The sequence below is a fragment of the Luteibacter yeojuensis genome (genome assembly GCF_011742875.1).
GTDB lineage: Bacteria > Pseudomonadota > Gammaproteobacteria > Xanthomonadales > Rhodanobacteraceae > Luteibacter > Luteibacter yeojuensis.
In genome coordinates this window covers 735739-759275 of the sequence record NZ_JAAQTL010000001.1, presented here as the reverse complement: position 1 = coordinate 759275, position 23537 = coordinate 735739, and the positions used below count along the sequence as shown (strand labels likewise).

Below are 23537 nucleotides of genomic sequence, written 5' to 3'. Positions count from 1 at the left end.
GGATGCCGCGCATGTCTCGTCGCACGCCACACCTGCTCGCCCGTCTTCGCCGCCATCGCGGCGTGTGGGTGCTTGCGTTGGCGGTGTTGTTGTTCAAGGTGGCGATGTCCACCTTCTGCGTGCTCGACGGGCCGCGTGTCGCGTTCGGCGGCGACGTCGCCGATACACATGCCCTGGCCCTCGAAGACGACGACACCTGCGTGCTGGGCGAAGGCGGCGGTTGTCACTGTACCTGCGCCCATGCCGTGGCCCTTCCCTCGCATGACGCCAGCGTTCCCGTGATGGCGACGCTCTCGCACCTGGCGGCGCCCCTGCCGCCTCTCCTGTCGCCGTCCATCGAGCGCTCGCCGCTCCGCCCGCCCATCGCCTGAGTACCCGACCCGGCGCACCGCCCCCGAGGGTCGGTGCGGATCGTTCGCGACTCAGGAGATACACCCATGATCTTTCGACGTGCGGCGCCGCGTGGCGCACTGTGCGCGTTGCTCGCCGCTTTCGCCGTGGCCGGCGCAAGCGCGACGGAACCCACCCACCGTCGTCCCTGCGCAGGCAGGGACCCAGCGACGCTTTCCGTAGCTCGCGGGGAGACGCTGGATTCCAGCCTTCGCGGGAATGACGGGGTGCTTGGCAGGAATGACGGGGCGCTTCGGGGGAGTGATGAGCCGTCGTTGCGCTCCGTGCGGGCCGCGCTTCACGCGCTGTGGAGCGATAGCCCACAGGTTCAGGCCGCCGATGCAGCGGTCCGTGCGGCGCGCGAGCGTGCGAGGGCCGCGGCGCAACCCGTATATAACCCTTCACTGCAACTCGAAGGCGAGAATGCCGACGTCGATCGCCGTACCGCCGGGGCAAGTCTCACCCTGGATGTCTCAGGCAAGCGCAAAGCCCGCATGGCCGAAGGCGACGCCGAGCTGCGTTCCCGCGAGGCGCGCTACGCCCTCGAACGGCGCGACGTCGCGCTCGACTGGCTCAAGGCGTGGTCGTCCGTCGTCCTGTCGCGGGAACAGGGCGCGCTCGGTCGCCGACGGGTGGAACTCATGCGCCGCTTCGACGAGCTCGCCGCGCAGCGGCTGAACGTCGGCGACATCAGCAGCCCCGAACGAGACCTGGCGGGACTGGCGCTGGGTGAGGCCCGGATCCAGCAAGCCGGACTCGAGGCGCAGGAAGCAAGCGCCCTCGCCGCGCTCGCCTCGCTGGGCCCCGGTGCGGACGCCGTGCTTTCCGCGTTGCCACGCGAGCTTCCACCGGCGCAAGGACTGCCGCCGCCCGTTTCGACCGGCGAGCGGCCCGAACTGGTCCAGGCACAGGCCGAGCAGGAACGCGCGGAAGCCGCGGTGACGGTCGCCGACCGCGGCCGGCGACCCGATCCGACGCTGAGCCTCACCGGCGGACAGGTCCGCAGCGGACCGCGAACGGACCGCGTGGTCGGCATCAGCGTCTCCATCCCGCTGCCCGTGCTCAACGCCGGAAGCTACGACGTGAGCGCGGCACGTGCGGACGCGGACGCGGCCTTCGCATCCCGGCGCGCCATCGCGCTTCGTTCGGATGCGCGGCTGAAGCAGGCCCGCGCGACCTATGAGGCCATGCGCATGGCCAGTGACGGCTACCGGCAGGGACGCGCCGGTGCTTTCGACGAGAGGGCGAAGCTCCTCGACAAGCTCTGGCAAGCCGGGGAAATCGGCACGTCGGATTACCTCGTCCAGCTGAAACAAAGCCTCGACGCCGCCCTCTCCGGCATCGCCCTCGAAAACCAGACGTGGCAGGCGTGGTTCGACTACCTCGCCGCCGCGGGCCGCCTGACCGAATGGATCGACGGCAGCACCCAGGACATTTCCCCATGACGCCGTTCTTCTTCCGATCCACCCTCGCGTCGATCGCCGTCGCGTTGGCCCTCACGACGCAGGCGGTCGCTGCCGCGCAGGTCGAAACGCCGGCGGCACCCGCCTCGACCCATCCACTGGTCCTCGATGCCGCCGCCATCGAAGAGGCCGGCATCGCGATGAGTACCGCGACCGAGCGCACCGTCACCGACCAGGTTCGCGCACCGGGCGAGGTCACGGTGGATGCCTACTCCACGGCGCTCGTGTCGCCGCGCGTCGCATCCCAGGTGGTCGCCCGCAAAGTCCGCCTGGGCGACGTCGTGAAAGCCGGGCAACCGCTTGTCGTGCTGTCGAGCGTCGACGTCGCCGAAACCCAGGGCCAGCTGATCGTCGCAAGCCAGGACTGGGCTCGTGTGGCCTCCCTGGGCCCCCAGGCCGTTTCCGCACGGCGTTACAACGAGGCACTGGTCCAGCGCGATCAGGCCCGGGCCAAGCTCAAGGCCTATGGCATGTCCGACGGGCAGATCGCCAGCCTCGTGAAGCGCGGTTCCGCCGCCGCCGACGGCAGCTTCGAACTCCTCGCTCCGAAAGCGGGCCGGATCACCACCGACAGCTTCGTCGTGGGCGAACGCATCGAACCGGGGCGCCCGCTGTTCACCATCGTGGCCGAATCGTCCGTGTGGGTCGAGGCGCATCTTCCCCCCGGCGTGGCGGAACAGGCGGAACCCGGTGCCGCCGTCACGATCCTGGCCCACGGCAGCGAAACCAAGGGCAGCGTCATCCAGCGCTCGCACCAGACGGACGAAAAGACGCGCACGGTCGACGTACGCATCCAGGTCCCCAACGAAAAGGATCTGCTGCACCCCGGCGAACTGGTGGAAGCGCGCATCGCCGTGGCCTCGCACACCCGGCAACTTGCCGTTCCGGCGGAAGCCATCGTCCTGTTGCTCAACCAGCCCACCGTGTTCGTAAGCGGCAAGAAGACGGGACAGTTCGAGCCCGTCGCGATCGAGGTAGGCGAGACCCATGACGGATGGACCGAGGTGAAGAACGGCCTGAAAGCCGGCACGCCTTACGTCAGCAAGGGAGCGTTCGCCCTCAAGGCACGGATCCTCCGCTCGCAGCTGGGAGAAGACTGATGCTGGAGCGCCTCGTCGCCATGTCCCTCAAGTACAAGGTTCTCGTCGTCATCGCGTTCGTCGTCGTGGCGGCGCTCGGGTACCAGGCGGCGCGCACCTTGCCGATCGATGCGTTCCCCGACGTGACGCCGGTCCAGGTAAACGTCTATACCGAAGCATCCGGCCTGGCCTCCGAGGATGTCGAGCAGCTGTTGACCACGCCCGTGGAATCGGCCCTCGCCGGTCTGCCGAAGGTGCAGGAGATCCGCTCGGTCAGCCTGTTCGGCCTTTCTTATGTGTCCGTCTACTTCGACGACGGCATGGACGTCTACTTCGCCCGCCAGCTGGTCAACGAGCGATTGCAGCAGGTCGGCGACCGTTTGCCGGCAGGCTACGGCAAACCCGAGATGGGCCCGAACACGTCCGGCCTCGGCCAGGTGTTCTGGTACACCGTCGAACGCGCCGACGACACGCTGAAGAACGCGCCCTCCGACATGGACCTGCGTACCCTGCAGGACTGGACTGTCCGGCTGATCCTGCGCACGGCACCGGGTGTCGACGACGTCACCTCATGGGGAGGGCAGGAAAAGCAATACCAGGTGCGCATCGACCCCATGCGCCTCATCGCGCACAAGCTCGGGTTCAAGGACGTGATCCAGGCACTGGAGGCCAATAACGCCCAGGTGGGAGGCAATGTCATCGACGTGGGGCGCGAGCAGTACCTCGTGCGTGGCCTGGGTCTGGTCAAGAACGGCAGGGATATCGGCAACATCGTGCTGAAAACGGAAGACGGCACCCCGGTTTACGTGCGCGACGTGGCGACCGTCACGGAAGCCGGCGCGTCCCGCACCGGCGCGGTCACCCGCGACGGCAAGGAGGTCGTGATGGGCATGGCGCTGGCCCGCATCGGTGAAAATGCCAAGAGCGTGGTCGATGCCGTGAAGGCCCGGCTGGATACGGTGAAGCAGGCCCTGCCCAGGGACACGGTCGTCAAGCCGGTGTACGAACGCACGGATCTCGTCAACGCCGCGGTGGGCACCGCCGTGCGCGCGCTCATCGAGGGATCGATCCTCGTCGCCGTCGTGCTGTTCCTCTTCCTGGGCGAGTTGCGCAGCGCCCTGATCGTCATCGTCACCCTGCCGCTGGCCATGCTCATCGCCTTCATCTGCATGGAGAAGGCCGGGCTTTCGGCCAACCTGATGTCCCTCGCCGGCCTTGCGATCGGCATCGGCATGATGGTCGACGGCGCCGTCGTCATGGTCGAAAACGCGTTCCGGATCATGGCCGAGCGACTCGAACATGGCGAAACGGTCGACAGGACATCCGCCGTTCTACAGGCGGCGCGCGAGGTGGCCAAGCCCGTCGCCTTCGCGATCCTCATCATCATCGTCGTGTTCCTGCCGTTGTTCGGCCTGCAAGGGCTCGAAGGCAAGATGTTCAAACCCATGGCGTTCAACATCGGTTTCGCCATGGCAGGGTCGCTGCTGCTCTCCCTCACCCTCATTCCGGTACTGGCGGCGATCGTCCTGAAGCCGAGGGAAGAAAAGGACACCCGGCTGGTCGCCTGCCTGAAGCGGGGCTATGCCCCCGTACTCGCATGGTCGCTCGGCCATCGCCGGGCGGTGATCGGCATCGCCACGGCGGCCCTGGTCGGTGCGCTCGCCCTGTTTCCGTTCCTGGGCAAGGAGTTCATGCCCAACCTGCGCGAAGGCGCCATCATGTGGCGTATCACCTCGATCCCATCCGCCTCCCTGGACGAATCCATCGATGTGTCCCGGCGCGTCGCCGAGCGCATCAAGGCGAAGTTCCCGGAAGTCGATACCACCCTTGCCATGATCGGTCGCGCCGAAAAGGGCGAAACCGCGGACGTCAACTACATGGAGGTATACACGCCCTTGAAACCGAAGGCACAGTGGCGCGACGGCGAAACCTTCGAAAGCATCCAGGAAAATATGCAGGAGGAACTCGGCACCCTCCTGCCGACGGCCATGGTGAGCTATACGCAACCCATCCAGATGCGTATCGAGGAGCTGATTTCCGGCGTAAGAGCCACCCTGGCGCTCAAGCTCTACGGCAACGATCTCGCGGAACTCGACCGGCTCAGCACGAAGATAAAGGACACGCTCGCCCATGTGCCGGGCGTCGCCGACCTGGCGCTCGAGGCGAACACCGGCAAGCCGCAGATCCGCATCGAGGTGGACCGCGATGCGCTCGCTCGCTACGGGCTCAATGCCGAGGACGTGCTGACGGTGGTCCGCAACGGCATCGGTGGCGAACCGGTGAGTACGGTCCTCGACGGCGTGAAGCGCTTCGACATGACCGTCCGCCTCGACGACGCCAGCAAGGCATCCCTCCAGGACGTGCGACGCATCCCCATCAACACGCCTTCGGGCGCCCTCGTCCAGCTGAGCCAGGTAGCGAAAGTGACGACCGCGGAGGGCTATGCCTTCATCCGCCGCGAGCGGCTCCAGCGTTACGCCGTGATCCAGATGGACGTCCGCGGCCGTGACATCGACGGGTTCGTGAAGGAAGCAAACGAGGCGATCGCCACGAGCGTGAAGATGCCCACGGGGTATTACACCGAATGGGGCGGCGCCTTCGAGAACCAGCAGCGCGCGCTCAAGCGCCTGTCGGTGATCGTACCGGCCACGATCTTCTTCATCTTCATCCTGCTTTACACCGCCTTCCGTTCGGTACGCTACGCGGGCCTGATCCTGGCGAACGTACCGTTCGCCACCATCGGCGGCATCGTCGGCCTTTTCCTCACCGGGCAATACCTGTCGGTACCCTCGGCCATCGGCTTCATCGCGGTATTCGGTGTCGCCATGTTGAACGGTATCGTCCTCGTGAGCTTCCTCAACGAGCAGCAGCAGGCCGGGTCGAGCGTCAGGGAATCGGTCGTCCGCGGTACGGCACTGCGGCTTCGCCCCGTGCTCATGACCGCCAGCGTCGCGATCCTCGGCCTGGTGCCGATGCTGTTGTCCACCGGCGTGGGAGCCGAGACCCAACGCCCGCTGGCCACGGTGGTGGTCGGCGGCCTGATCACTTCGACCTTGCTGACGCTGGTGCTGCTGCCTGTGCTGTACGACTGGATGGAGCAACGCCGGGTCGACGCGGCCGCGACGGAAAGGTCTCCGCAACACCGTTGAAAGACGGGGGAATAAGGTACGCCCTGTAGGAGCCGCTATAGCGGCGAGAAAAGCTTGCGACCAGCTGAATGGCTGCCGCGAGCCCCCCTCGCCGCTATAGCGGCTCCTACAGGGTGGCGTCGCGCTGGAACGCGAAACCGAAGTACCGGTCGAGCGAGAGCTCCGGGTGGAAGGGAACGATGCAGGAGCGCTGCTGGTTCTCCCAACGGTCCCGCAGCTCGTAGCCGAGCGACGCCAGGCCGCCGAGGAATTCGCGCTCGGCGGTCACCCTGTACGGGCAGCATGCCGTGCCGATGTTCTGCACGGTGAAATACGACTCCCTCATGTGTACCGGCACGGAATTGAGGAGCAGGAAACGGGGCTTCGGTTCCATGGCGGCCAGGGCATCGGCCAGCGAGTAGCGCAGGTACTGCAGCGAGCCTGCGGCGAACAGCACGTCCGCGCCCGCCGCGCCGGCGATATCGTCGGCGAAGTGCAGGCGGCCCAACGGATCGTGTTCCTTTGCCCAGCGCTCCCCGGCCTCGTTCACCGCCGGTACGTCCATCACTGTCCAGCGCAGGCCCTGGGGATAGTTCAGGAGTTTCTGGTACGCGTAATAGGCGATGCCGATGTGTCCGCCCAGATCGAACACGCTCCGCGCGCCTTCGCCGAACCACCGGCCGAGCCAGTAGATCATCGGATAATCGTTGATGAAGATGCGATGCGTGCGGTCGCGGTACAGTCCGGCCGACTCGGTGTTGTCGTAGCCGGTGGCATTCGCGGGCGGGATGCTCGCCTGCGCCTCGTCGAACGTACGGTAGACCCCCCGGTAGAGGTGGTGGGTCAGGGCATGGTGGGCGAAGAACGCCTTCCTGTAACGGGCCTCGAGAAGGCTGCGAACCAACGGCAATCGTGCCGTCGCCTCCTGGTACGGCCGGGAGCCGACTTGCGCGCTCATGATGGTCTCCGTGAACGAGTGATGCGCGGCCAGCTTGCGCCCTGTCATGCCCCCTGCCCATAACACCGGCGTCTATACCCTCTGGCCGACACCGCGGTGCAACAGTGACGCGCTCGACAGGCCGCCCGCGGTTCTCAGGCCCGCCCGCGCTTCGCGGCTTCGATGGCCCGGGCCCGCCATTGCATCAGCGGCGTCACGCTGATGCCATGCATGACCACGCTCACCGCGACCACGGTCAACACGGCGCCCTCGAACTCCCTTCCCGGCGCTCCGGTGAATCCATGCCCGATCGCGAACGCCATGTAATTCAGGCTTCCCAGCCCGCGAATGCCGAACCAGCCGATAAGGAGCCGTCTCTGCCATGGCACGCCGCTGCCTATCGTCGCCAGCCAGACCGCCAGAGGGCGGATGAGGAACATGAGGACGGCCGCAAGCCAGATGCCTTCCGAACTGAAGGCCGGAACGACCGCTATGCCCACCGCGAGCACCAGCGCCGAGGCAATCAGCCGCTCGACGGTCTCGCCGAACGAGAGTGCATCGGATACCACCCACCCCACGCTTTCCCTGGGATGTTCGATGTTCGCCTGCGCCCGCTCGTTGGGCTTGATCTTCGTTTCGGCGGGCTCGTCGAGGGCCTCCCCCTCCTCCGCCTTTTCCGTGTTCCGGACACTGACCAGGAGCTCCACGCGGCGCAGACCTACGCCGGCCGCGAACGCCGCGAGGAAGCCGGACGCCTCGACCAGCTGACTCAGCGCGTACACGACGATCATGATGCCGAGGGCGAGGAAATCGCTTGGCGCGATATCGCGAGCGGCATGACGCAGGTGGGTGCCGACGTACCCCAGGCCCCACCCGCCGGCGAAACCGATGAGGAGGCCTCCCGCCAATCCCCACGCGACATCGACCGTCGCCCAATGCGTCAGCATGTTCGCCGTCCCCCCGGTCGACTTCATCAGCCCCAGGGCGAGGAAGAGAAACGGCAGCGCCGTACCGTCGTTGAGACCCGCTTCTCCCGACAGCGCCACGCGAAGGGCATCGTCGTCGCGCGCATCGTCGACGGAAACCAGCGACGCCAGCACCGGATCGGTCGGACTGACGACGGCGGCAAGCGCCAGCGCGGCGGCAAACGGCCAGCCCAGCCCCAGGTAGACGACGGCAGCCACGCCGGCGACCGTGAGCACCATGGCCGGCAAGGCGAGGCGCGCCGCCATGCGCCATCCCGGATCGCGAAACGACAGACGAAGCTTGAGCCCGGTCACGAACAGCGACACGACCAGCGCAGCCTCGGTCGCCAGGTGCAACCAGTGAATGTGTTCCACCGTGGAGGGGAGTTTCGTCAGGGCGAGAACGCCCGGGCCGATGAGAATGCCGACGACGAGGTAAATCGCGAACGTCGTGACGGGCCCTCGATGGATCCACCCCGAAAGGAAGGACGTGGCCAACAAGAGGGTGCCAGTCAGCACTAGCCACCAGAGCGGGATCATGGGGTAATGATCGGCCGCGCATGGTCAATGCCGTGCGAAAACCCACGCTCCGGAGCCGCGGCGATCTATTGGGCGGAGAGGCGAGAGCGTCAGCGCGCCCGTCGGGCCGCCAATTGCCGCCAGCCTTCCGACAGCGTGGACAGGTTGGCGAGCGCCTCCAGCGAGTCGCGGTCGTGCCGGTCGACGTAAAGCGTGCGCCAGAGGCGCTCGATCGTCCATTCCGGCGTCGCCCTGTCGATGCGTTCGAGCGTCGCGCCGGGCAATACGTCCCCTTCCTCGAGCACGCGGTAGTACCAGCCCGTCCGGCCCGACGTCTGAACGCGTGAGGCCATGTCCTCGACCTGGAAGTGGGCGTTGAGTTTCCAGCACGGCTGACGCCCCTGGCTCACCTGGAGCGTGGCGGTGCCGATCCGGAAAACATCGCCGACGGAGACATCCCGCTCGGTCAATCCGCTCGTCGACAGGTTCTCGCCGAACGCGCCGGGCCGCTCCAGCACGGGTGCGGCACCGACTTCTTCACGCCAGCCCGCGTAGTGATCGAAGGGGTAATGGTGGATGGCCTTTTCTTCGCCGCCATGGTGCTTCAGGTCCGCCTGGCTATCGTCGGCGAATCCGATACGCGTCGCGCGCATGCGCCGGTTCGTCGGCACCTTGTGGATGGCGCTGGTCTTGCCGGAGTCGCCCAGCAGGGCGATGGCTCCGATCAGGACCTTTCCGATGGGGAATGCATCGCTCATCGTGGGAGGGCTTTGTTAGGATTCATGACCAACGTCAAGCCATTGTATTCCAGGAGCGTCCGACGTGAGCGAACAAGGACATGTGGTTCTCATCACCGGCGGAAGCCGCGGCATCGGCCGGGCGACCGCCGAACTGGCGGCCTCTCGCGGCTGGAAGGTCGGCATCAACTACCAGCGCGATGCCGGCGCCGCCGGGGAAGCCGTCGCGACCATCCAACGGGCCGGCGGACAGGCCCTGGCGATACAGGGCGACGTCGCGATCGAAGGCGATGTCATCGGCATGTTCGATCGACTCGCCGAAGCATTCGGTCCGGTCACGGCGCTGGTCAACAACGCGGGTATCGTCGCCCCGGCCTCCCTGCTCGCGGACATGGACGTGTCGCGGATGCGTCGTGTCTTCGATACGAATATTCTGGGTGCCTACCTCAGCGCGCGGGAAGCCGCACGACGCCTTTCCACGGATCGAGGCGGCCCGGGTGGTGCCATCGTCAATGTTTCCTCCATCGCCTCGCGGATCGGTTCGGCCAACGAGTACGTCGATTACGCGGGCTCCAAGGGCGCCGTCGACACGCTGACGCTCGGACTGGCGCAGGAGCTGGCGGGCAGAGGCGTACGGGTGAACTGCGTACGGCCCGGCATCATCGATACCGAGATACATGCCAGCGGCGGACAGCCCGACAGGGCCTGGCAGCGGGCCGGCGTCATTCCGCTGCAACGTCCGGGCCAGGCCTCCGAAGTGGCCGCGGCCATCGTCTGGCTGCTCTCCGACGAAGCGTCGTACACGACGGGTGCGATCCTCGACGTTGCCGGCGGCCGATGAAATCCTTCTTCCATATCGCGGGATATTTCCTGCTCGTCGCGCTTTCGGCATTCGGCGGTTCGCTGGCGACCACCCTCCTGGTGCCGGTCACGGCGGGCCCCATGGTGGCGTGGTTCGCGAAATGCGCGCTGGTGATGTGCCTCGTGGTCGCCTTGACCTGGGTCTACCTGCGCAGAGGCGGCTCGACCTGGGCGCGCTACGGCCTAACCCGCCGTGCGTGGTGGCAGGTCCCGACCGGTCTCGCGGGCGGCCTGCTCCTCGCCCTTGCCTGGTCGATACCGATCTACCTCGCCTCGCCATTCCATTGGACGTCCAATCCCGGATTCAGCGGGACGGCCTTCGTGCTGGGAACGCTCGCCAGCATCGGCATGGGCATCGCCGAGGAAGTGGGCTACCGAACCTATGGCATGTATTTCCTTCTGCGCAGCATCGGTGCCGTCATGGCGGTCCTCGTACCCACCGCGATCTTCGTCGGCATGCACATGGCCGGTGGCGTGCCGTGGCTGGCAGCCCTGCTTGTCGTCGGCTCCGCAAGCGTCATGTACGGTTGCCTCATGCTCGCGACCCGCAGCCTGCCTTTCGTCGCGGCGTTCCACATTGCCAACAACCTGGGACAGGATGCGTGGTTGCGGACGAGCGCCGGGTCGCTCTGGCAACCGGTCTTTCGTTCGGACATCCCGGCCGATTCGCAACCGCTTATCTGGGTCGGGATGATGGTTCTGAATGCGCTCGTGGCATGCGTCGCCTGGCGGGTGTGGCGCCTTCGTACCAGGCCTTCGAGCGATTGACGATACGGACCACCGAAAGCATCACCGGCACCTCCACCAGCACGCCCACGACGGTCGCCAATGCCGCGCCCGAGTTCAGGCCGAACAGGCTGACCGCGGCCGCCACGGCAAGCTCGAAGAAGTTGCTGGCACCGATCAACGCCGATGGCCCCGCCACGCAGTGTTCGACGCCCAGCCAGCGGTTCAGCAGGTAGGCCAGCCCCGAGGTGAAATACACCTGCACCAGGATGGGCACCGCGAGCATGGCGATAACGAGCGGTTGCGCCAGGATCTGCCTGCCCTGGAACCCGAACAGCAGTGTGAGGGTGACGAGTAACGCAGCCAGCGATACGGGGCCCAGCCGACGCAGCCACTCCGCCAAGGCCGTCTCGCCGCCGCGCGCCAGGATCGCCCGCCGCAGCAGCGCGGCTCCGATCACGGGCAGCACGATGTAAAGGCCCACCGACAGGACCAGCGTCGTCCAGGGGACGGTGATGGCCGACACGCCGAGCAACAGCGCTACCAAGGGTGCGAAGGCCACCACCATGATGCCGTCGTTGATGGCGACCTGGCTCAGCGTGAAATTCGGCTCGCCGCCGCAGAGGTTGCTCCACACGAAGACCATCGCGGTGCATGGTGCCGCCGCCAGCAGGATCAGTCCGGCCACATAGCTTCCCACCTGCTCCGCCGGCAGGTAACCGGCGAAGACATGGCGCAGGAACAGCCACGCGAGCAGCGCCATCGAAAAGGGTTTCACGGCCCAGTTGATGAACAGCGTGACGCCGATGCCTTTCCAATGCCGACTCACCTGACGCATCGCGCCCAGGTCGATACGCAACAGCATCGGCACGATCATCAGCCAGATCAGCACGGCGACCGGCAGGTTGACCCTGGCGACTTCCATCGCACCCAGTGCGGTGAACGGCCCGGGTAACCAATGGCCCAGCGCCGTGCCGATCACGATGCACGCGGCCACCCACAGCGTCAGGTATCGCTCGAAGAATCCGATGGACGGACGGGCGACGGAGTCAGACACGGGCGGCATCCTCGGACTGGATGAAGCCGATGCGATCCAGCGCGGTCTTCAACGCCTCGCGATCCGCCCAGGTCTCCGGCGACAACGTGAGGAAGGCCATGAGGCGCGCCTTGATCGTGGCGTGCGCCTGCGCGAAGGCCGCACGCTTCGCGGCATCGTCGCCCTCCACCGCCGCCGGATCGGGCAGGCCCCAGTGGGTGCGCACGAAGTCGCCGAAGAACACCGGGCAGGGTTCGGCGGCCGCGCTGTCGCACACGGTCACGACCAGGTCGATCGGCGGGGCGCCTTCTCCCGAGAATTCGTCCCATGACTTGCTGCGCAGACCCGCCGTGGATATGCCATCGGCGCCGAGCGTGGCGAGGGCATACGGGTTGACCCGTCCCGTGGGCTGGCTGCCGGCGCTGAACGCCTCGAAACGCCCTCCACCCCAGGCCCGCAATGTGGCTTCGGCCAGGACACTGCGGGCGGAATTGCCCGTGCAGACGAACAGAACGCGATGGGTCACGGCAAGATCCTTGGCGGGGTCAGCAGCAGGCGTCGGTCGACGGTGCGCATTCGGCACCGGGACTGTCCGCGCAACAGTTGTGGGTCAGGTAGGCGATCAGGCCGTTCATGGCATCGAAAGCCGCCCGGTAGCAGACAAAGCGGCCCTGGGCTTCCCCCGTGATCAGGCGGGCATGCACCAGCTCCTTCAGGTGAAACGACAGCGTGGCGCCGGGCATGCCCAGCGCGTCGCCGATGTCGCCGGCCATGCGCCCGGCGGGACCGGCGACCACCAACAGCCGGAAGATGGCAAGACGCTTGGCGTGGCCCAGCGCCGTGAGGGCGGCGATTGCATCATTCGTTTCCATAAAACTAGAATAGTCGAAACACCGAGCCTCGAACAAGCCCATGCCTACCGACCTGCCCCACCTCCACGCCGACCTGCTGCCCGGTCCGGAAGCCCCCCGGCTCCGCTCCGTCGAAGACGCCGGCCACCCGCCCCGCATCCTCATCCTCTACGGCTCCCTGCGTCCGCAATCCTTCTCCCGGAAGCTCGCGCTCGAAGCCGAACGGGTACTCCGTCACATGGGCGCGGAAACCCGCGTCTTCGACCCGCACCAGCTACCGTTGCTCGACAGCGTGCCGTCCAGTCACCCCGAGGTGCAGCGGCTGCGCGACTGGTCCACCTGGTCGGAAGGCCAGGTGTGGGTGAGCCCCGAGCGCCACGGCACCCTCACCGGGGTCTTCAAGAACCAGATCGACTGGCTTCCCCTCGAAGACGGCAGCGTGCGTCCGACCCAGGGGCGGACACTCGCCGTCATGCAGGTCAGCGGGGGATCCCAGTCGTTCAATGTGGTCAATGCATTGCGCGTGCTCGGCCGGTGGATGCGCATGGTGACCATCCCCAACCAGTCGTCCGTCGCCAAGGCCTGGCAGGAATTCGACGACCAGGGGCGCATGAAGCCCTCCGCGTTCTACGACCGCGTCGTGGACGTGATGGAAGAGCTGATGAAGTTCACGCTGATGGTGCGCGGGCGCAGCGATTATCTGGTCAGCCGTTACAGTGAGCGCAAGGGCGATGCCGCCCGCGCGCTGGCACGCGCGGCGGGCGTTGTGGAAACGGACTGAATTTCCACCTTACCGTACGAGGAACCATCTCCGATGAAGCGCGTGGAAAGGGCACGACCGGAAGACCGCGATGGCACATGCTGGTGGTGGCTGTTCAACGGCATGCCGCCGCCCGGGTTTCGCGAAGCTGTTCCTGCTGACGACGACAGCCACGGATTATTTCGTCGAACGCGGCTATCGGCGTGTCGATCGAGAGGAGGTGCCTGCCGATATCCGGAGCACCCGGCAGTTTGCCGGCTTGTGCCCGGCCAGCGCTCTGGTGATGGTCAAGGAACTCGAGGTTTAGTTGCCGATAACCAATAAAGCGACGTCCTCTTCGGTTGCCGTTTTCCTCTCACATGCCGGGGCTTACTGCCGCTTGAAATGCCGCTTTCAGCTTCGAGCGCAGGTTTGCGCCCAGTTCGTCGGGTTGAGGGGCATATTTGGGTCCACGCATATCGCTGGCCTCTCTTAAGATTACAGCGATCCCCCCACCATCCTGCGGCGTCGGAGCTAATTGAATACCAAAGTGCCAAAATCGCAGGGGATTCTCGCCGACATCGACGTCCACCCAGTAGTACTGATCCAGGGATGATGACGCGCCTGCGAAGCCCTGTTTCGTCAACTCATCGCTTAGATGATCACGCAATCGATCGAATAGGGTACTAGTGTCGTTTACGCCATGATCCAATTTCAACGTAGTTAGATAGATCGAATAGCTATCCATCCTCGATGGTCCTACGTTTGCACTGAATTGCTTTGTGGCGCAACCAGAAAACACCATGGCAATGAGTACCAAGCACGCGGCGCGACGCACGATGCAAGAAACCTTCATCGAGCACACTCCTGATCGGGATGGGCTATGCGGTAAAGGCGCGCCTCCTCTATGTTTGCGAAGGGTGCCTTGGGCCTCAGGCAATCCGACAGCGCTCTCAAAAGAAAGAATTGATCTTCCGCCCCTATGAGATCCTGAAAAGACTTCGCCGTAATCCTCGGAATCATGTCGTCCACCCACTTGGCGTCGTTGTAGCGACGAAGCTTTTCTCCCATCACATACGCTTCGACACTTGCTCCGAGGAGTGTTGAAGCATGATCGATCTGCTCTATGGCCGTTGATTGGGGATCGTCAGACAGCAATTTGGTCAAGGCTACGGAGCGATCTACGACCAGCTTCGGGACGATACTCTCGAATGCGCCTACGGTGATCAAAGCGACAGGAACATGTTGATTTGTTCCGTCAGCGGTGAGTATGCGGCTATCAGGAGAAAACGCAAACTTCGAGTTCCAATAGGTCCGGTCGGCCCCGTTTGGTCGGCCAACTACTATGTACGATCCCTTTTGGAGTTGACCAAGGCCTCCGGACCCCGCGGCCGCTGCGGCGGCCGCCGAATAGAGCTGGACCGAATAGTCCAGCACCAAACGGTTCTCTTCATGGGAAAGAATAAGATCCGCGACATTGAATGCTACGGCGACCGAAGGCACCACTATGGGATTCGACGCCAAACCTGCGACATTCATACTTAGCTTCTGTATCCGGTCAAGATCGCGGCGCGTCTCGTCGTTTTTTTCCTTGGTAACGTCCATGACGCGAACCCGGAAGTACGGAGCAACACGCTGATCCCAGCGAGGCTCGTAGTAGACGATCAAGTTCGAGAAGTTCAGTGATTGACCGGCACTCACGCCACGCTGATACCAGACGACAACGGATTGGGATGTTCCATCGGCTGCCGTTCCTATGTCCACGATGACAGCGTAGTCCGCATTTTTACTGATAGGCCCTGCCTTTTCGTACTCTGGAATTTCGACTGACCGCATGATGATGGTCAGAGGCGAGTTCGGCTCGACGAGGTCCTTGACAGGGGGCGTGTCGAGCGACGTCAGTGCCTGGGTTCCACCCGAGCTTTTTTCCTCAAGCCTGTAGACCCGATTGTCCGAGAATATGGGAGTCCACACCTTTACTCTGTCCGATATCTGCGGTCCGTTAGTGGAGCAGCCGATAAGCCACAAAGCCATGAGGGCCGCACCAAGAAATCGCAGGCCACGACACACGTTGACTCGTACGCGGTTATTGCTCATGCCCCCCCCCTAAGGGATCCTGGTTGTTCCGCTGCACATTCCGGTTGGATCTGGCCATTCTCGTCAGCATCGGTCCGAACCAGACCGTCAGACGTACTCACATAGGTGGCCCTCGGCGTCTGGACGATCGCTACCGGCGCTTGTCGAGAATCACGATGCTTTTCCCGGGGTCCCCGCCGAGATCGATCTCAGGCAATTGGAATCGTATCAATCCAATGGATGGAACGACGCTATACCTGCCTCAACGGGAAATGTCCGCGGATTCCTGCTTGCTGAAGCTGTCGACACGATCAATAACCAACAGGGATTCGGGCATGCCAGGCCCGGCCGGCTTTACCACACCGGAAACCTGGACTTCGAACGCCCGAAGGGAGAGATCCATGACATCGCCCGACAAAGCCTTCTCGAACCGTTCGAGTGTGGACCCCGACGGAATCGGATCGACGAACCGGACGCCAACGCTCTTTCCGCGACACCGAGCGTCGGTGAGAATGGTGCCATGTCGCGGCCCTGCGAAGAGCAAGGCCTTGACATGCACGCGACCTGACGGTGGTGAAGCCAGCGCGTCGTGCAACTCGCAGACGGTGGTTTCACGCTCTCTGGCAGTTGAAACGCCAGAAGTACAAGCGCCTGCGCCGATGACCAACGTCGCGATCATGAACCCGAGTGGGGAGCGGTAAATCGGCATCCGTTTCTCCTGCACCATAGGTTGGTCGGGCCTGGGCCCGCGCTGGAAAACGCTGTTAGCTCCCTGACCAAGATCCAGCTCTACCTCAATCCCGAGCATTCCCTAAGGTCGTCCAGGCAGGACGATACCTCTGTCGACTGTCCATTGCGTCTTGGTTTGCCCCTTCGGGTCAAACAGACTGAAGCGTCCTCCTTGACCCTTGGCGGTCATCTCGAAAAAGCTCACATCGCCGATGGCTTCGTCCGCATATTCAAGGACGAAAGTCGCCGACCTGCTTTTATCGTCGACATACATCCCTATGGCATCCCGGTCCGGGTAGTCGAAGGAAATGGCTCCCCGACCGTTGCTCAGCCACGACATGCCACCACGCTCGTCTCCCACCGTGTTGTGCAAGAAGACGCCTACAGCTTCACCGATCCTGTGAAAGTTTTCCGGCACTCTGCCCTGAATCTGTGGCGGAAGTGCTTGCCCGATCGTCAGCCGATCATGTCCTTGTTCATCAAGGAACAGCATCGCCATCGTTCCTGCATCGTGGCGCATGCGGTTGGGGACGTCGGGAAACGGTGCGCCGAGGAGTATCCTTCCCCTTCCCTGTGCGTCTTCGACGACCAGACCGTGGACATGAAGAATGCCGTCAGTCGTTCGCTCGGCATCGATATGCAGGAAGCCGAGAGCGAGCAATAGCGCGACCAACAAAGTGCAGGCGATCATCAATCGGTTGCAGCGCCGCTCCAAGCGGCTCATCCGTTCCTCGAGATTCATGGACCGCCCCTCCTACGGGTCAACGCGACTCCGCTCGCCGCAGCCTTGCGTTTCGGCACAGAGCCCGCAACGAGGCGCGGCCAGAGGTCCGCAATACCCGGAATCCGCCCGTCGACAATGTGCACATAGTAGACGGAAATCCCGAAGTCGCGCCGGATCATCGCCAGATAGCACTCTTCCTCGGGCCCGGCCGGCACGCCGCCCGCGATGAGCAGCACGTCGCAACGCATCTCCTCGGGCCAATATGCGTATTCCATGAGCTGGGAGAGCGCCGCGCGAATGACCCGGCGCGGAGAGGCGTCGGTCTTGATTTCAACGAAGGCCCTGATTCCCCCATGATCGATGACCAGATCGACCGCATGGCCATCGATGCTCATTTCCGCATCGACCGTGGCGCCCGGGAGAGCCTTCGGAACCGATTTCTCGAGTCGGGCTTGCCATTTGGCATGGACGGGATCCACCTCGATGGTCCTGCCGAACGTCGTCCGCGTGCCGACTTCGGTGTTTATGCCTCTCTTGAACACACGATCCTGGCCGGAACCCGGCTGGAACAGCACCTCCAGTCCTTCCGGCGGCGCCTGGAGGATGTATCGGCTCGTAGGCAGTCGCAACCGGGAGAAGGCCACCGGTTCGGGAAGGATCGACATCCGGTCGGGACGGAAGCGCACATTGACCACGAGGTGGCCGTCGTTGGCGTGAAGCGTTTCGCCCTTGAGCTTGAAGACCTCGAGAGACTTTCGCAGCCGATCGAGCATGCCTATTCGGCTCATGCGTCGACTGGCGGCAAGGGCCGCATCTACGTCGAGCACTTCCACGCCCGCGATCGTGCCTACCCAATAGCGAATGCGCGTTGTGTCGTGAATGGCGTAGAGCGACAGGTCGAAAGTCCTGCCACGGTGCGCATGCTTCACGCCCTGGATAAAGCCGTATTGCCATCCCTCGTGGAGATTTTCGAAGTCGAACAGCCACTCCTCATGACCGTAACCATGGGTACCCTCGAAAGCATTGGCGGACCGGGTCTTGCCCGGACGGCCGGAGGGCGACGCCCACCGCCTGGTGTTCCAGCACAATCGCGCTATGCGCCGTTCGCCAAGTCGTTCCATGTCCGCTCCCTACGTGACGATCGCTCTCTATATTCACAAAGGTGACGATAAGGTGAATTTCCCGCATCATATATGACGGACACGGCCTTCGGGGATGGCCCCCGGAGGCATACCGACAGGGGGATGTATGGAAACGACTTTTATCGACTGTGTAAATTGCTCTCAATCGCTGCGCGTACCGACCGACAAGGGAAAGCTTGCCCTTACCTGCCCGGTCTGCAAATCGTCATGGATCTGGGATGCCACCGATCATCTGGCAACGAACGCGGAGGCCGAATCAGGCGAACTGATGGCATTAGGCTCGCACCTGGTGTCGCCGCGATCGGCATATACGCACCACGGCATCTACATCGGCAAGAACCGCGTCGTGCATTACGCCGGATGGTGCGATGGCCCGAGGGCCGGTGCCATCGAAGAGGTCGCTATTGAAGATTTCTGCAGCGGCCGGGACTTTTACGTCAAGAAGCATGCGACACCGAAATACGACGGCACGCAGGTGATCGCCCGGGCGCGCTCGCGCATTGGCGAAAACCATTATTCCGTCTGGGCCAACAACTGCGAGCATTTCTGCGAGTGGGCGATCAACGATCGTCACCACAGCGACCAGATCGACAAGGTGACTGGCGGGGCCGGAACCACGTTCGCGTCGGCGGCCGGACTCGCTGCGCGGGGCGTGGTGGCCGCGAGCGGCTCGGTGGCCGGTCTTTCCGGTGCCGGCATCATGAGCGGGCTGGCTTCCACGGGCGCCGTGGTCGGCGGTGGTGCCGTCGCCGGCCTTGGCCTCCTGGGAGCCGTTCCCGGGCTGGCCGGGGCATCGTTGCTCAACAACACGGTATTGGCCGACAACCCCGCGCTCGACAAAGACGAACGCGAATCGCGGACCGTCGGGCGCGCCGCGAGCTACGCGGGTGCCGTGGCCGGGACAGCGGGCAGCATCGGTGCGGTCAGCGCATTGGGCACCGCCGGCTTGAGTGCCGCCGGTATCAGTTCCGGCCTCGCCACCATCGGCGCCACGGTGGGAGGCGGCATGGCGAGCGGCGTGGTCATCGCCACGGCGGCGCCAGTGGCCGCCGCTGCCGCCGTAGGTTACGGCGCGTACAAGCTCTACAAGTGGATTCGCGACTGAGAACTGGCTGGAGGAATCGACCGGGCTTTCGCCCGGTCGATTCAACGCGTCACCCGCTGATCCGGTACATCGCCGTCGCATGCGGCTCCAACGTGACCTTGATCGACCCATCGCCCTTCGCATCCTTGTGCGTCCACAGGTCGCGCATGGTGTAACTGCCACCGGCCTTCAGGCCGACCTCGGTAGCGGCCACGGTCACGGCCTTCGCCGCATCGCCTTCATTGAACACCGCCACCGCGCGACCGCCGTCCTTCAGCGGCTTGACGATGACATGGATGCCGTCCGCATCCCTCACCTGCTTGCCCTGGACGCCGAGCGGGTCCTGGTCGATGGCGATCACGTCCTTGTTGAGAAGGATCTTCAGTGCATCGGGCTTGATCGTGCGCAGGTCGGTGCCGATAAGCAACGGCGCCGCCATGATCGACCACAGGCTGAAGTGGCTGCGGTATTCGACATCCGTCATGCCCCCGTTGCCGACTTCCAGCATGTCCGGATCGTTCCAGTGGCCGAGGTGCGCGTACCGGTCGAGGACCACGTTCTCCTTGAAGATCTTCAGCATCGAGGCGTAGTTGTCGCTGATGTCGCCCGTGGTGCGCCAGGAACCGGCTTCGACCGGCGCCTTGCCCGCCCAGAGCCAGGGCTTGTTCTCGCCCCATTCGCACATGCTGAAGAAGATCTGCCGGCCGCTGCCACGCAGGGCTTCGGCCATGGCCGTGTAACGCTTGTGCGCGTCGATCTTCTGGTTGTTGCAGTTGTCGTATTTGAGGTAATCCACATGCCACGAGGCGAAGGTCTTCGCATCCTCTTTCTCGTGACCGAGGCCGCCCGGGAAACCGCGATTCTCCTGCAACGGCTCGCAGGTGGAAGTACCCGCGCTGGAATACAGGCCGAACTTCAGTCCCCGTTCGTGGATATAGTCGGCCAAGGCCGCGATGCCGCTCGGGAAGCGCTTCGGATTGGGCTGAAGACGGCCGTGCTTGTCGCGCTGCCAGTTCGCCCAGCAATCGTCGATGTTCACATAGCGGTAGCCGGCGTCCTTCAGACCGAGGCTGATGAACTTGTCCGCGATGCCGCGGATCATCGCCTCGTCGAACTCGGCGCGGCAGTGGGTGGAGTTCCAGTTGTTGAAGCCCATCTGCGGGAGGGCGTATGCGGCCTCGTCCGCCTTAGCCGGCGTGGCGGCAATCCCCGCCACGCCGAGGAGCCCGCACAGAGCCGTACCTCGAAGGAGGTTAGCCAGGGTATCGCTCATCGTCAGTCCTCGTGTCGTCATCAGAAGGTGCCCCGCAGGCCCACGGTATACACGGTGCCGTCCGCTTCGGCATACAGGAAGCGATTGCGGTACACCGAATAGTCGTAAAGGTGCTCGTGGGTCAGGTTGGTGCCGGACACGAAGACCGACACGTGCTTGTCCAACGCGTAGCTGGCGCTCAGGTCCACCTGGCCATAGGCGCTGCGCGTGGCCGGCGTGGCGCCCGCACCGTAGGAAAGACTCTCCAGGTACTTACCGCGCCAGTTGTATGCAACGCGGACCTGCACGGGGCCCTTCTCGTAGTACAGGCTCGCATTGGCCGAGTCGCCGATACCCGGCACCGCGAACTTGCCCGATGCCGCGATGACGCCCGGGCTGAGGTTCGTGCTGCTCTTCACATGGGTGTAGTTGAGAGCCATGCCCAGGCCATTGAACGGATCGGGCAGGAGGTGCGTGAACTGGTAATTGAAGGTCAGTTCCTCGCCGTAGATGTTCGAGGAGTTCAGGTTGATCGGCTGGGTGAGCGACCAGATGAATGGCTGGCCCGTGTTCTCGTTGGTCAGGAACGGTACCGGCGTGCTCACCAGCGTGCTGAAGTTGCTGACCTTCTTGTAGAACCCTTCCAGCGCGATGTAGCTGGCGTCGTCGATATACCACTCCAGGCCCATGTCGTAATTCCGCGAGGCATAGGGCTGGAGCTGCGGATTGCCCTGCGAGATGGTCAGCGAGTTCGGGCGCGTGCCAAAGCTCTTGTTGTAGTACAGGTTGTTCAACGCCGGCGGGGTCAGCGTCTTCGACCACGAGAAGCGGTAGATCAGGTTGTCCAGCAGGTTCCATTTGAAGTTCAGCGACGGCAGCCACTTGTGGTAGCCGCCATCGGCCGATTGCGGGGCCAGCGGCCCATAGGTGACCTGACCGTTGCTGGTGTCGTTCGGGTCGATGCGATACGCGATGGGGGGCTGGTTGACCGCCGTGGACGTCGAGGCCACGTGGAGGTACCGCGCGCCCACGTCGACGACCCAGGGCATGTTCCACATCGTGCCTTCGAAGACGGCCTTGGCGAAGAACGCCTTCTCCTTCTCGCCCACGTTGTTGTAGCTGCCGGGATTGGGCACCGCGTCGAAGGTACCGCCGTTGGCGGCCAGGCCGGCAAGCAGGGCGTCACGCTTCTCGGGCGAGAGCTGGTTGTAAGCCGCCGGCGAGGCCAGCCAGCTCAGGTAGGCCCGCGGGTCGTACTGGATCCATTCCGCGGGCAAGCCGGGCGAGGAAACGCCGTGGATCTTCGGCGGCGCCTTGTAGATGTACGCACCGATCGCATCCGCCGGAACGTCGACCGAGTAACCGCAATAGGCGTTGCAGAGGATGCTGTTCGGCGTACCCCAACTCACCGACTTCACCCATTCCTTGCTGTACTGGAAGCCGGCTTCGAGCCGTGCGAGCGCGCCATCGGTGAAGGACTTGTCCAGCTTCAGCGTGTAGTTGTCGATCTTGTTGGTGACGTTGTTGCCGGAACCCGCATTACAGCAATGCGCCGTGAGGATGTCCGTGTTGGTGGGCGAGAGGATGTTCGAATAGCTCGGCGGCTGGCTGCTGCCGCCGTTGGTCCAGGTGGGATTGGTGCCGAAGTTCTTCGCGCCGACCACGAGGAAGTACCCGTTGGGGCTTTCCTTGTTCCAGGCCTTGGACGTGGACACGTCGAGGCTCAGTTTGGTCGACTGGTCGATGTCGAAACCGAGGTTGAGACCGTTCTGGTAGCTCTTTTCGTAGCTTGGCGTATACGAGGTCACATAGTCGTTCGCCATGACGTTCGGGCCTTCGCCCTTGCGTATGAAGCTGAGCACCGTGTTGTTGGGATCGGTCGTCAGCGACTGGATGTCGCCCGTATTTCCGTACTCGCCGAACTCGTGCTCGAACGGATCGACCTTATAGGCCGAGTACAAGGTGTCGAACTGGACCGTCAGCCGGTCGATCGGCTTCCAGTCGATGGCACCGCTGACGCCTTTGCGGACGCGCGTCTCGTCCAGCACGTTGCTGGCCAGTGTTTCCGGCACCGCCACGTTGGTGTAATTGGGGTTGCTCAGGCCGGACAGCTTTGAAATGTCCTGGCCGGCGTACCACGAGTTGGCCTGCGTATTGAGCTGGGTGTCCTTCCGCTTGTAATACCAGGCCGAGGCCATGAAGCCGAACGTATGGTCCGCGTTCGTCCAGCCGAACAGACCCGACGCCTTGGGCGTCGTCTTGCCCTTCCAGTCGCCGGTCAGGTTGCTGTTGACGCCCGCGGCGCTCCACGCCCCGTGATAGCCACTGAAGTCCAGCGGCCGCGCCGTCTGGATGTCCACCACGCCGCCGATGTCCACTTCGGGGATATCCGCCGACGAGGTCTTGTTGACCTGGGCGACGCTGATGATTTCCGAGGGGAGTACGTCGAAGTTGAAGGCGCGCGAGCCCGAGGCCGTCGCCATCGGCCGTCCGTTGATGGTGACGGCGACGAATTCGGGGCCGAAGCCACGCACGGCGATCTGGCTGGACTCGCCGCCACTGCGGTTCACCGACACGCCCGGGACGCGCTGGAGCGCGTCGGCCACATTGGGATCGGGGAACTTGCCGGCCTCTTCGGCGGAGATGGAGTCGACCACATTGACCGAATCCTGCTTGATCGCCTGGGCGCGCTGTAGAGCCGCCAGCTGGCCGGTCACGGCCACGGCGCCCAATTCGGTTACCTTCTTGCCATCGGTGCCGGTGCTGCCAGGTTTGGCCGGTTTGGCCGCCTTCGCAGGCGGTGCGGGTGACGTACCGGCTGGAGCCGGGTCTGGTGATGTGGCTGTCGCTGTCTGCGCGAAACCCGGTGCGCCATAACCCATCATCCAGGCGACACCCATTGCCACAACCAATTTCTTTAGCTGCACGGCTACCCTCCCCGACATTGTGGAAAACCCCGATGAGCCCACACGGCTGCTGTCCGACGCTCGTCGACACCGTTCCCCCAAACGGCGCCAGGAAGCTTCCTGGTTCCCCTATCCGCAGCCATCGCACTTTTGTACGACTTATTCATCGTTACCGAGGTTTCGCTACCGCCAC

General features: G+C 64.1%; 22 protein-coding genes. 9 read left to right on the top strand and 13 right to left on the bottom strand.

Annotated features, from left to right (window positions below):
• Positions 1–11: 11 nt before the first annotated feature.
• From HBF32_RS03470 to HBF32_RS03455, 4 genes are all read left to right on the top strand, one after another.
• A complete protein-coding gene (locus tag HBF32_RS03470) occupies positions 12–371 on the top strand; it encodes a hypothetical protein (protein ID WP_166698232.1) in 360 nt (119 codons plus the stop codon).
• 66 nt (positions 372–437) lie between these two features.
• Positions 438–1835 (top strand): TolC family protein, encoded by a 1398-nt coding sequence (locus HBF32_RS03465; RefSeq protein ID WP_166698231.1) that lies wholly within the window; start codon positions 438–440, stop codon positions 1833–1835.
• The gene (locus HBF32_RS03460) at positions 1832–2953 is read left to right on the top strand and encodes an efflux RND transporter periplasmic adaptor subunit (RefSeq protein ID WP_166698230.1); all 1122 of its coding nucleotides are present in this window, start codon (positions 1832–1834) and stop codon (positions 2951–2953) included. The genes HBF32_RS03465 and HBF32_RS03460 overlap by 4 nt, the downstream gene beginning before the upstream one ends.
• A complete protein-coding gene (locus tag HBF32_RS03455) occupies positions 2953–6081 on the top strand; it encodes an efflux RND transporter permease subunit (RefSeq protein WP_166698229.1) in 3129 nt (1042 codons plus the stop codon). The genes HBF32_RS03460 and HBF32_RS03455 overlap by 1 nt, the downstream gene beginning before the upstream one ends.
• A gap of 106 nt (positions 6082–6187) precedes the next feature.
• Here HBF32_RS03455 and HBF32_RS03450 read toward each other — a convergent pair whose 3' ends face one another.
• The 3 genes from HBF32_RS03450 to HBF32_RS03440 form a co-directional block, all read right to left on the bottom strand.
• Entirely contained in the window at positions 6188–7018 is an 831-nt protein-coding gene (locus tag HBF32_RS03450; RefSeq protein WP_166698228.1) for a methyltransferase, TIGR04325 family, read from the bottom strand.
• Positions 7019–7152: 134 nt separating this feature from the next.
• Positions 7153–8502, bottom strand: a complete 1350-nt coding sequence (locus HBF32_RS03445) for a cation:proton antiporter (RefSeq protein ID WP_166698227.1) — start codon at positions 8500–8502, stop codon at positions 7153–7155.
• Between the two features lie 89 nt (positions 8503–8591).
• A complete protein-coding gene (locus tag HBF32_RS03440) occupies positions 8592–9239 on the bottom strand; it encodes an MOSC domain-containing protein (RefSeq protein ID WP_166698226.1) in 648 nt (215 codons plus the stop codon).
• Between the two features lie 64 nt (positions 9240–9303).
• Here HBF32_RS03440 and HBF32_RS03435 point away from each other — a divergent pair, with 64 nt between their 5' ends.
• Together HBF32_RS03435 and HBF32_RS03430 are read left to right on the top strand one after the other, a co-directional pair.
• Complete coding sequence (locus HBF32_RS03435) at positions 9304–10059, top strand: SDR family oxidoreductase (protein WP_166698225.1); 756 nt, start codon at positions 9304–9306, stop codon at positions 10057–10059.
• Positions 10056–10847: a CPBP family intramembrane glutamic endopeptidase gene (locus tag HBF32_RS03430; protein WP_166698224.1), complete on the top strand. Its 792-nt coding sequence runs from the start codon at positions 10056–10058 to the stop codon at positions 10845–10847. The genes HBF32_RS03435 and HBF32_RS03430 overlap by 4 nt, the downstream gene beginning before the upstream one ends.
• Here the strand turns inward: HBF32_RS03430 and arsB are convergent.
• The 3 genes from arsB to HBF32_RS03415 are packed head-to-tail and all read right to left on the bottom strand — an operon-like array spanning position 10756 to position 12713.
• Positions 10756–11835 (bottom strand): ACR3 family arsenite efflux transporter, encoded by a 1080-nt coding sequence (arsB, locus tag HBF32_RS03425; RefSeq protein ID WP_338039794.1) that lies wholly within the window; start codon positions 11833–11835, stop codon positions 10756–10758. The genes HBF32_RS03430 and arsB overlap by 92 nt on opposite strands.
• 19 nt (positions 11836–11854) lie before the next feature.
• Positions 11855–12367 (bottom strand): arsenate reductase/protein-tyrosine-phosphatase family protein, encoded by a 513-nt coding sequence (locus HBF32_RS03420; RefSeq protein WP_166698222.1) that lies wholly within the window; start codon positions 12365–12367, stop codon positions 11855–11857.
• 19 nt (positions 12368–12386) lie between these two features.
• On the bottom strand, positions 12387–12713 hold the full coding sequence (locus tag HBF32_RS03415) for an ArsR/SmtB family transcription factor (RefSeq protein ID WP_166698221.1): 327 nt from the start codon (positions 12711–12713) through the stop codon (positions 12387–12389).
• Positions 12714–12753: 40 nt separating this feature from the next.
• Between HBF32_RS03415 and arsH the strand changes: the two genes are divergently transcribed.
• Positions 12754–13473 (top strand): arsenical resistance protein ArsH, encoded by a 720-nt coding sequence (gene arsH, locus HBF32_RS03410; RefSeq protein ID WP_166698220.1) that lies wholly within the window; start codon positions 12754–12756, stop codon positions 13471–13473.
• Between the two features lie 70 nt (positions 13474–13543).
• Positions 13544–13759 (top strand): GNAT family N-acetyltransferase, encoded by a 216-nt coding sequence (locus HBF32_RS03405; protein WP_166698219.1) that lies wholly within the window; start codon positions 13544–13546, stop codon positions 13757–13759.
• Between the two features lie 48 nt (positions 13760–13807).
• Here HBF32_RS03405 and HBF32_RS03400 read toward each other — a convergent pair whose 3' ends face one another.
• The 5 genes from HBF32_RS03400 to HBF32_RS03380 all read right to left on the bottom strand — a co-directional run bounded on the left by HBF32_RS03400 (position 13808) and on the right by HBF32_RS03380 (position 18081).
• On the bottom strand, positions 13808–14179 hold the full coding sequence (locus tag HBF32_RS03400) for a hypothetical protein (RefSeq protein ID WP_166698218.1): 372 nt from the start codon (positions 14177–14179) through the stop codon (positions 13808–13810).
• A gap of 104 nt (positions 14180–14283) precedes the next feature.
• Complete coding sequence (locus tag HBF32_RS03395) at positions 14284–15528, bottom strand: hypothetical protein (protein WP_166698217.1); 1245 nt, start codon at positions 15526–15528, stop codon at positions 14284–14286.
• Between the two features lie 241 nt (positions 15529–15769).
• Positions 15770–16216, bottom strand: a complete 447-nt coding sequence (locus HBF32_RS03390) for a hypothetical protein (RefSeq protein ID WP_166698216.1) — start codon at positions 16214–16216, stop codon at positions 15770–15772.
• A gap of 102 nt (positions 16217–16318) precedes the next feature.
• Positions 16319–16978: a hypothetical protein gene (locus HBF32_RS03385; RefSeq protein WP_166698215.1), complete on the bottom strand. Its 660-nt coding sequence runs from the start codon at positions 16976–16978 to the stop codon at positions 16319–16321.
• Entirely contained in the window at positions 16975–18081 is a 1107-nt protein-coding gene (locus HBF32_RS03380; RefSeq protein ID WP_166698214.1) for a hypothetical protein, read from the bottom strand. Before HBF32_RS03380 ends, HBF32_RS03385 begins: the two co-directional genes overlap by 4 nt.
• Before the next feature lie 289 nt (positions 18082–18370).
• Here HBF32_RS03380 and HBF32_RS03375 point away from each other — a divergent pair, with 289 nt between their 5' ends.
• Entirely contained in the window at positions 18371–19207 is an 837-nt protein-coding gene (locus HBF32_RS03375; RefSeq protein WP_166698213.1) for a lecithin retinol acyltransferase family protein, read from the top strand.
• 49 nt (positions 19208–19256) lie between these two features.
• Here HBF32_RS03375 and HBF32_RS03370 read toward each other — a convergent pair whose 3' ends face one another.
• Together HBF32_RS03370 and HBF32_RS03365 are read right to left on the bottom strand one after the other, a co-directional pair.
• On the bottom strand, positions 19257–20459 hold the full coding sequence (locus tag HBF32_RS03370) for a glycoside hydrolase family 27 protein (RefSeq protein WP_205287687.1): 1203 nt from the start codon (positions 20457–20459) through the stop codon (positions 19257–19259).
• Positions 20460–20479: 20 nt separating this feature from the next.
• On the bottom strand, positions 20480–23338 hold the full coding sequence (locus HBF32_RS03365) for a TonB-dependent receptor (protein WP_166698212.1): 2859 nt from the start codon (positions 23336–23338) through the stop codon (positions 20480–20482).
• Positions 23339–23537: the final 199 nt, after the last annotated feature.

Bases quoted from the DNA above. Each gene is read 5' to 3' on its own strand.
- HBF32_RS03465 (WP_166698231.1), top strand. From the start codon at position 438: ATGATCTTTCGACGTGCGGCGCCGCGTGGCGCACTGTGCGCGTTGCTC.
- HBF32_RS03460 (WP_166698230.1), top strand. From the start codon at position 1,832: ATGACGCCGTTCTTCTTCCGATCCACCCTCGCGTCGATCGCCGTCGCG.
- HBF32_RS03450 (WP_166698228.1), bottom strand. From the start codon at position 7,018: ATGAGCGCGCAAGTCGGCTCCCGGCCGTACCAGGAGGCGACGGCACGA.
- HBF32_RS03375 (WP_166698213.1), top strand. From the start codon at position 18,371: ATGGCATTAGGCTCGCACCTGGTGTCGCCGCGATCGGCATATACGCAC.
- HBF32_RS03365 (WP_166698212.1), bottom strand. From the start codon at position 23,338: ATGGGTGTCGCCTGGATGATGGGTTATGGCGCACCGGGTTTCGCGCAG.
- HBF32_RS03470 (WP_166698232.1), top strand. From the start codon at position 12: ATGTCTCGTCGCACGCCACACCTGCTCGCCCGTCTTCGCCGCCATCGC.
- HBF32_RS03415 (WP_166698221.1), bottom strand. From the start codon at position 12,713: ATGGAAACGAATGATGCAATCGCCGCCCTCACGGCGCTGGGCCACGCC.
- HBF32_RS03390 (WP_166698216.1), bottom strand. From the start codon at position 16,216: ATGCCGATTTACCGCTCCCCACTCGGGTTCATGATCGCGACGTTGGTC.
- HBF32_RS03385 (WP_166698215.1), bottom strand. From the start codon at position 16,978: ATGAATCTCGAGGAACGGATGAGCCGCTTGGAGCGGCGCTGCAACCGA.
- HBF32_RS03395 (WP_166698217.1), bottom strand. From the start codon at position 15,528: ATGAGCAATAACCGCGTACGAGTCAACGTGTGTCGTGGCCTGCGATTT.
- HBF32_RS03405 (WP_166698219.1), top strand. From the start codon at position 13,544: ATGGCACATGCTGGTGGTGGCTGTTCAACGGCATGCCGCCGCCCGGGT.
- arsH (WP_166698220.1), top strand. From the start codon at position 12,754: ATGCCTACCGACCTGCCCCACCTCCACGCCGACCTGCTGCCCGGTCCG.
- HBF32_RS03440 (WP_166698226.1), bottom strand. From the start codon at position 9,239: ATGAGCGATGCATTCCCCATCGGAAAGGTCCTGATCGGAGCCATCGCC.
- HBF32_RS03445 (WP_166698227.1), bottom strand. From the start codon at position 8,502: ATGATCCCGCTCTGGTGGCTAGTGCTGACTGGCACCCTCTTGTTGGCC.
- HBF32_RS03370 (WP_205287687.1), bottom strand. From the start codon at position 20,459: ATGAGCGATACCCTGGCTAACCTCCTTCGAGGTACGGCTCTGTGCGGG.
- HBF32_RS03380 (WP_166698214.1), bottom strand. From the start codon at position 18,081: ATGGAACGACTTGGCGAACGGCGCATAGCGCGATTGTGCTGGAACACC.
- HBF32_RS03455 (WP_166698229.1), top strand. From the start codon at position 2,953: ATGCTGGAGCGCCTCGTCGCCATGTCCCTCAAGTACAAGGTTCTCGTC.
- HBF32_RS03430 (WP_166698224.1), top strand. From the start codon at position 10,056: ATGAAATCCTTCTTCCATATCGCGGGATATTTCCTGCTCGTCGCGCTT.
- HBF32_RS03400 (WP_166698218.1), bottom strand. From the start codon at position 14,179: ATGGATAGCTATTCGATCTATCTAACTACGTTGAAATTGGATCATGGC.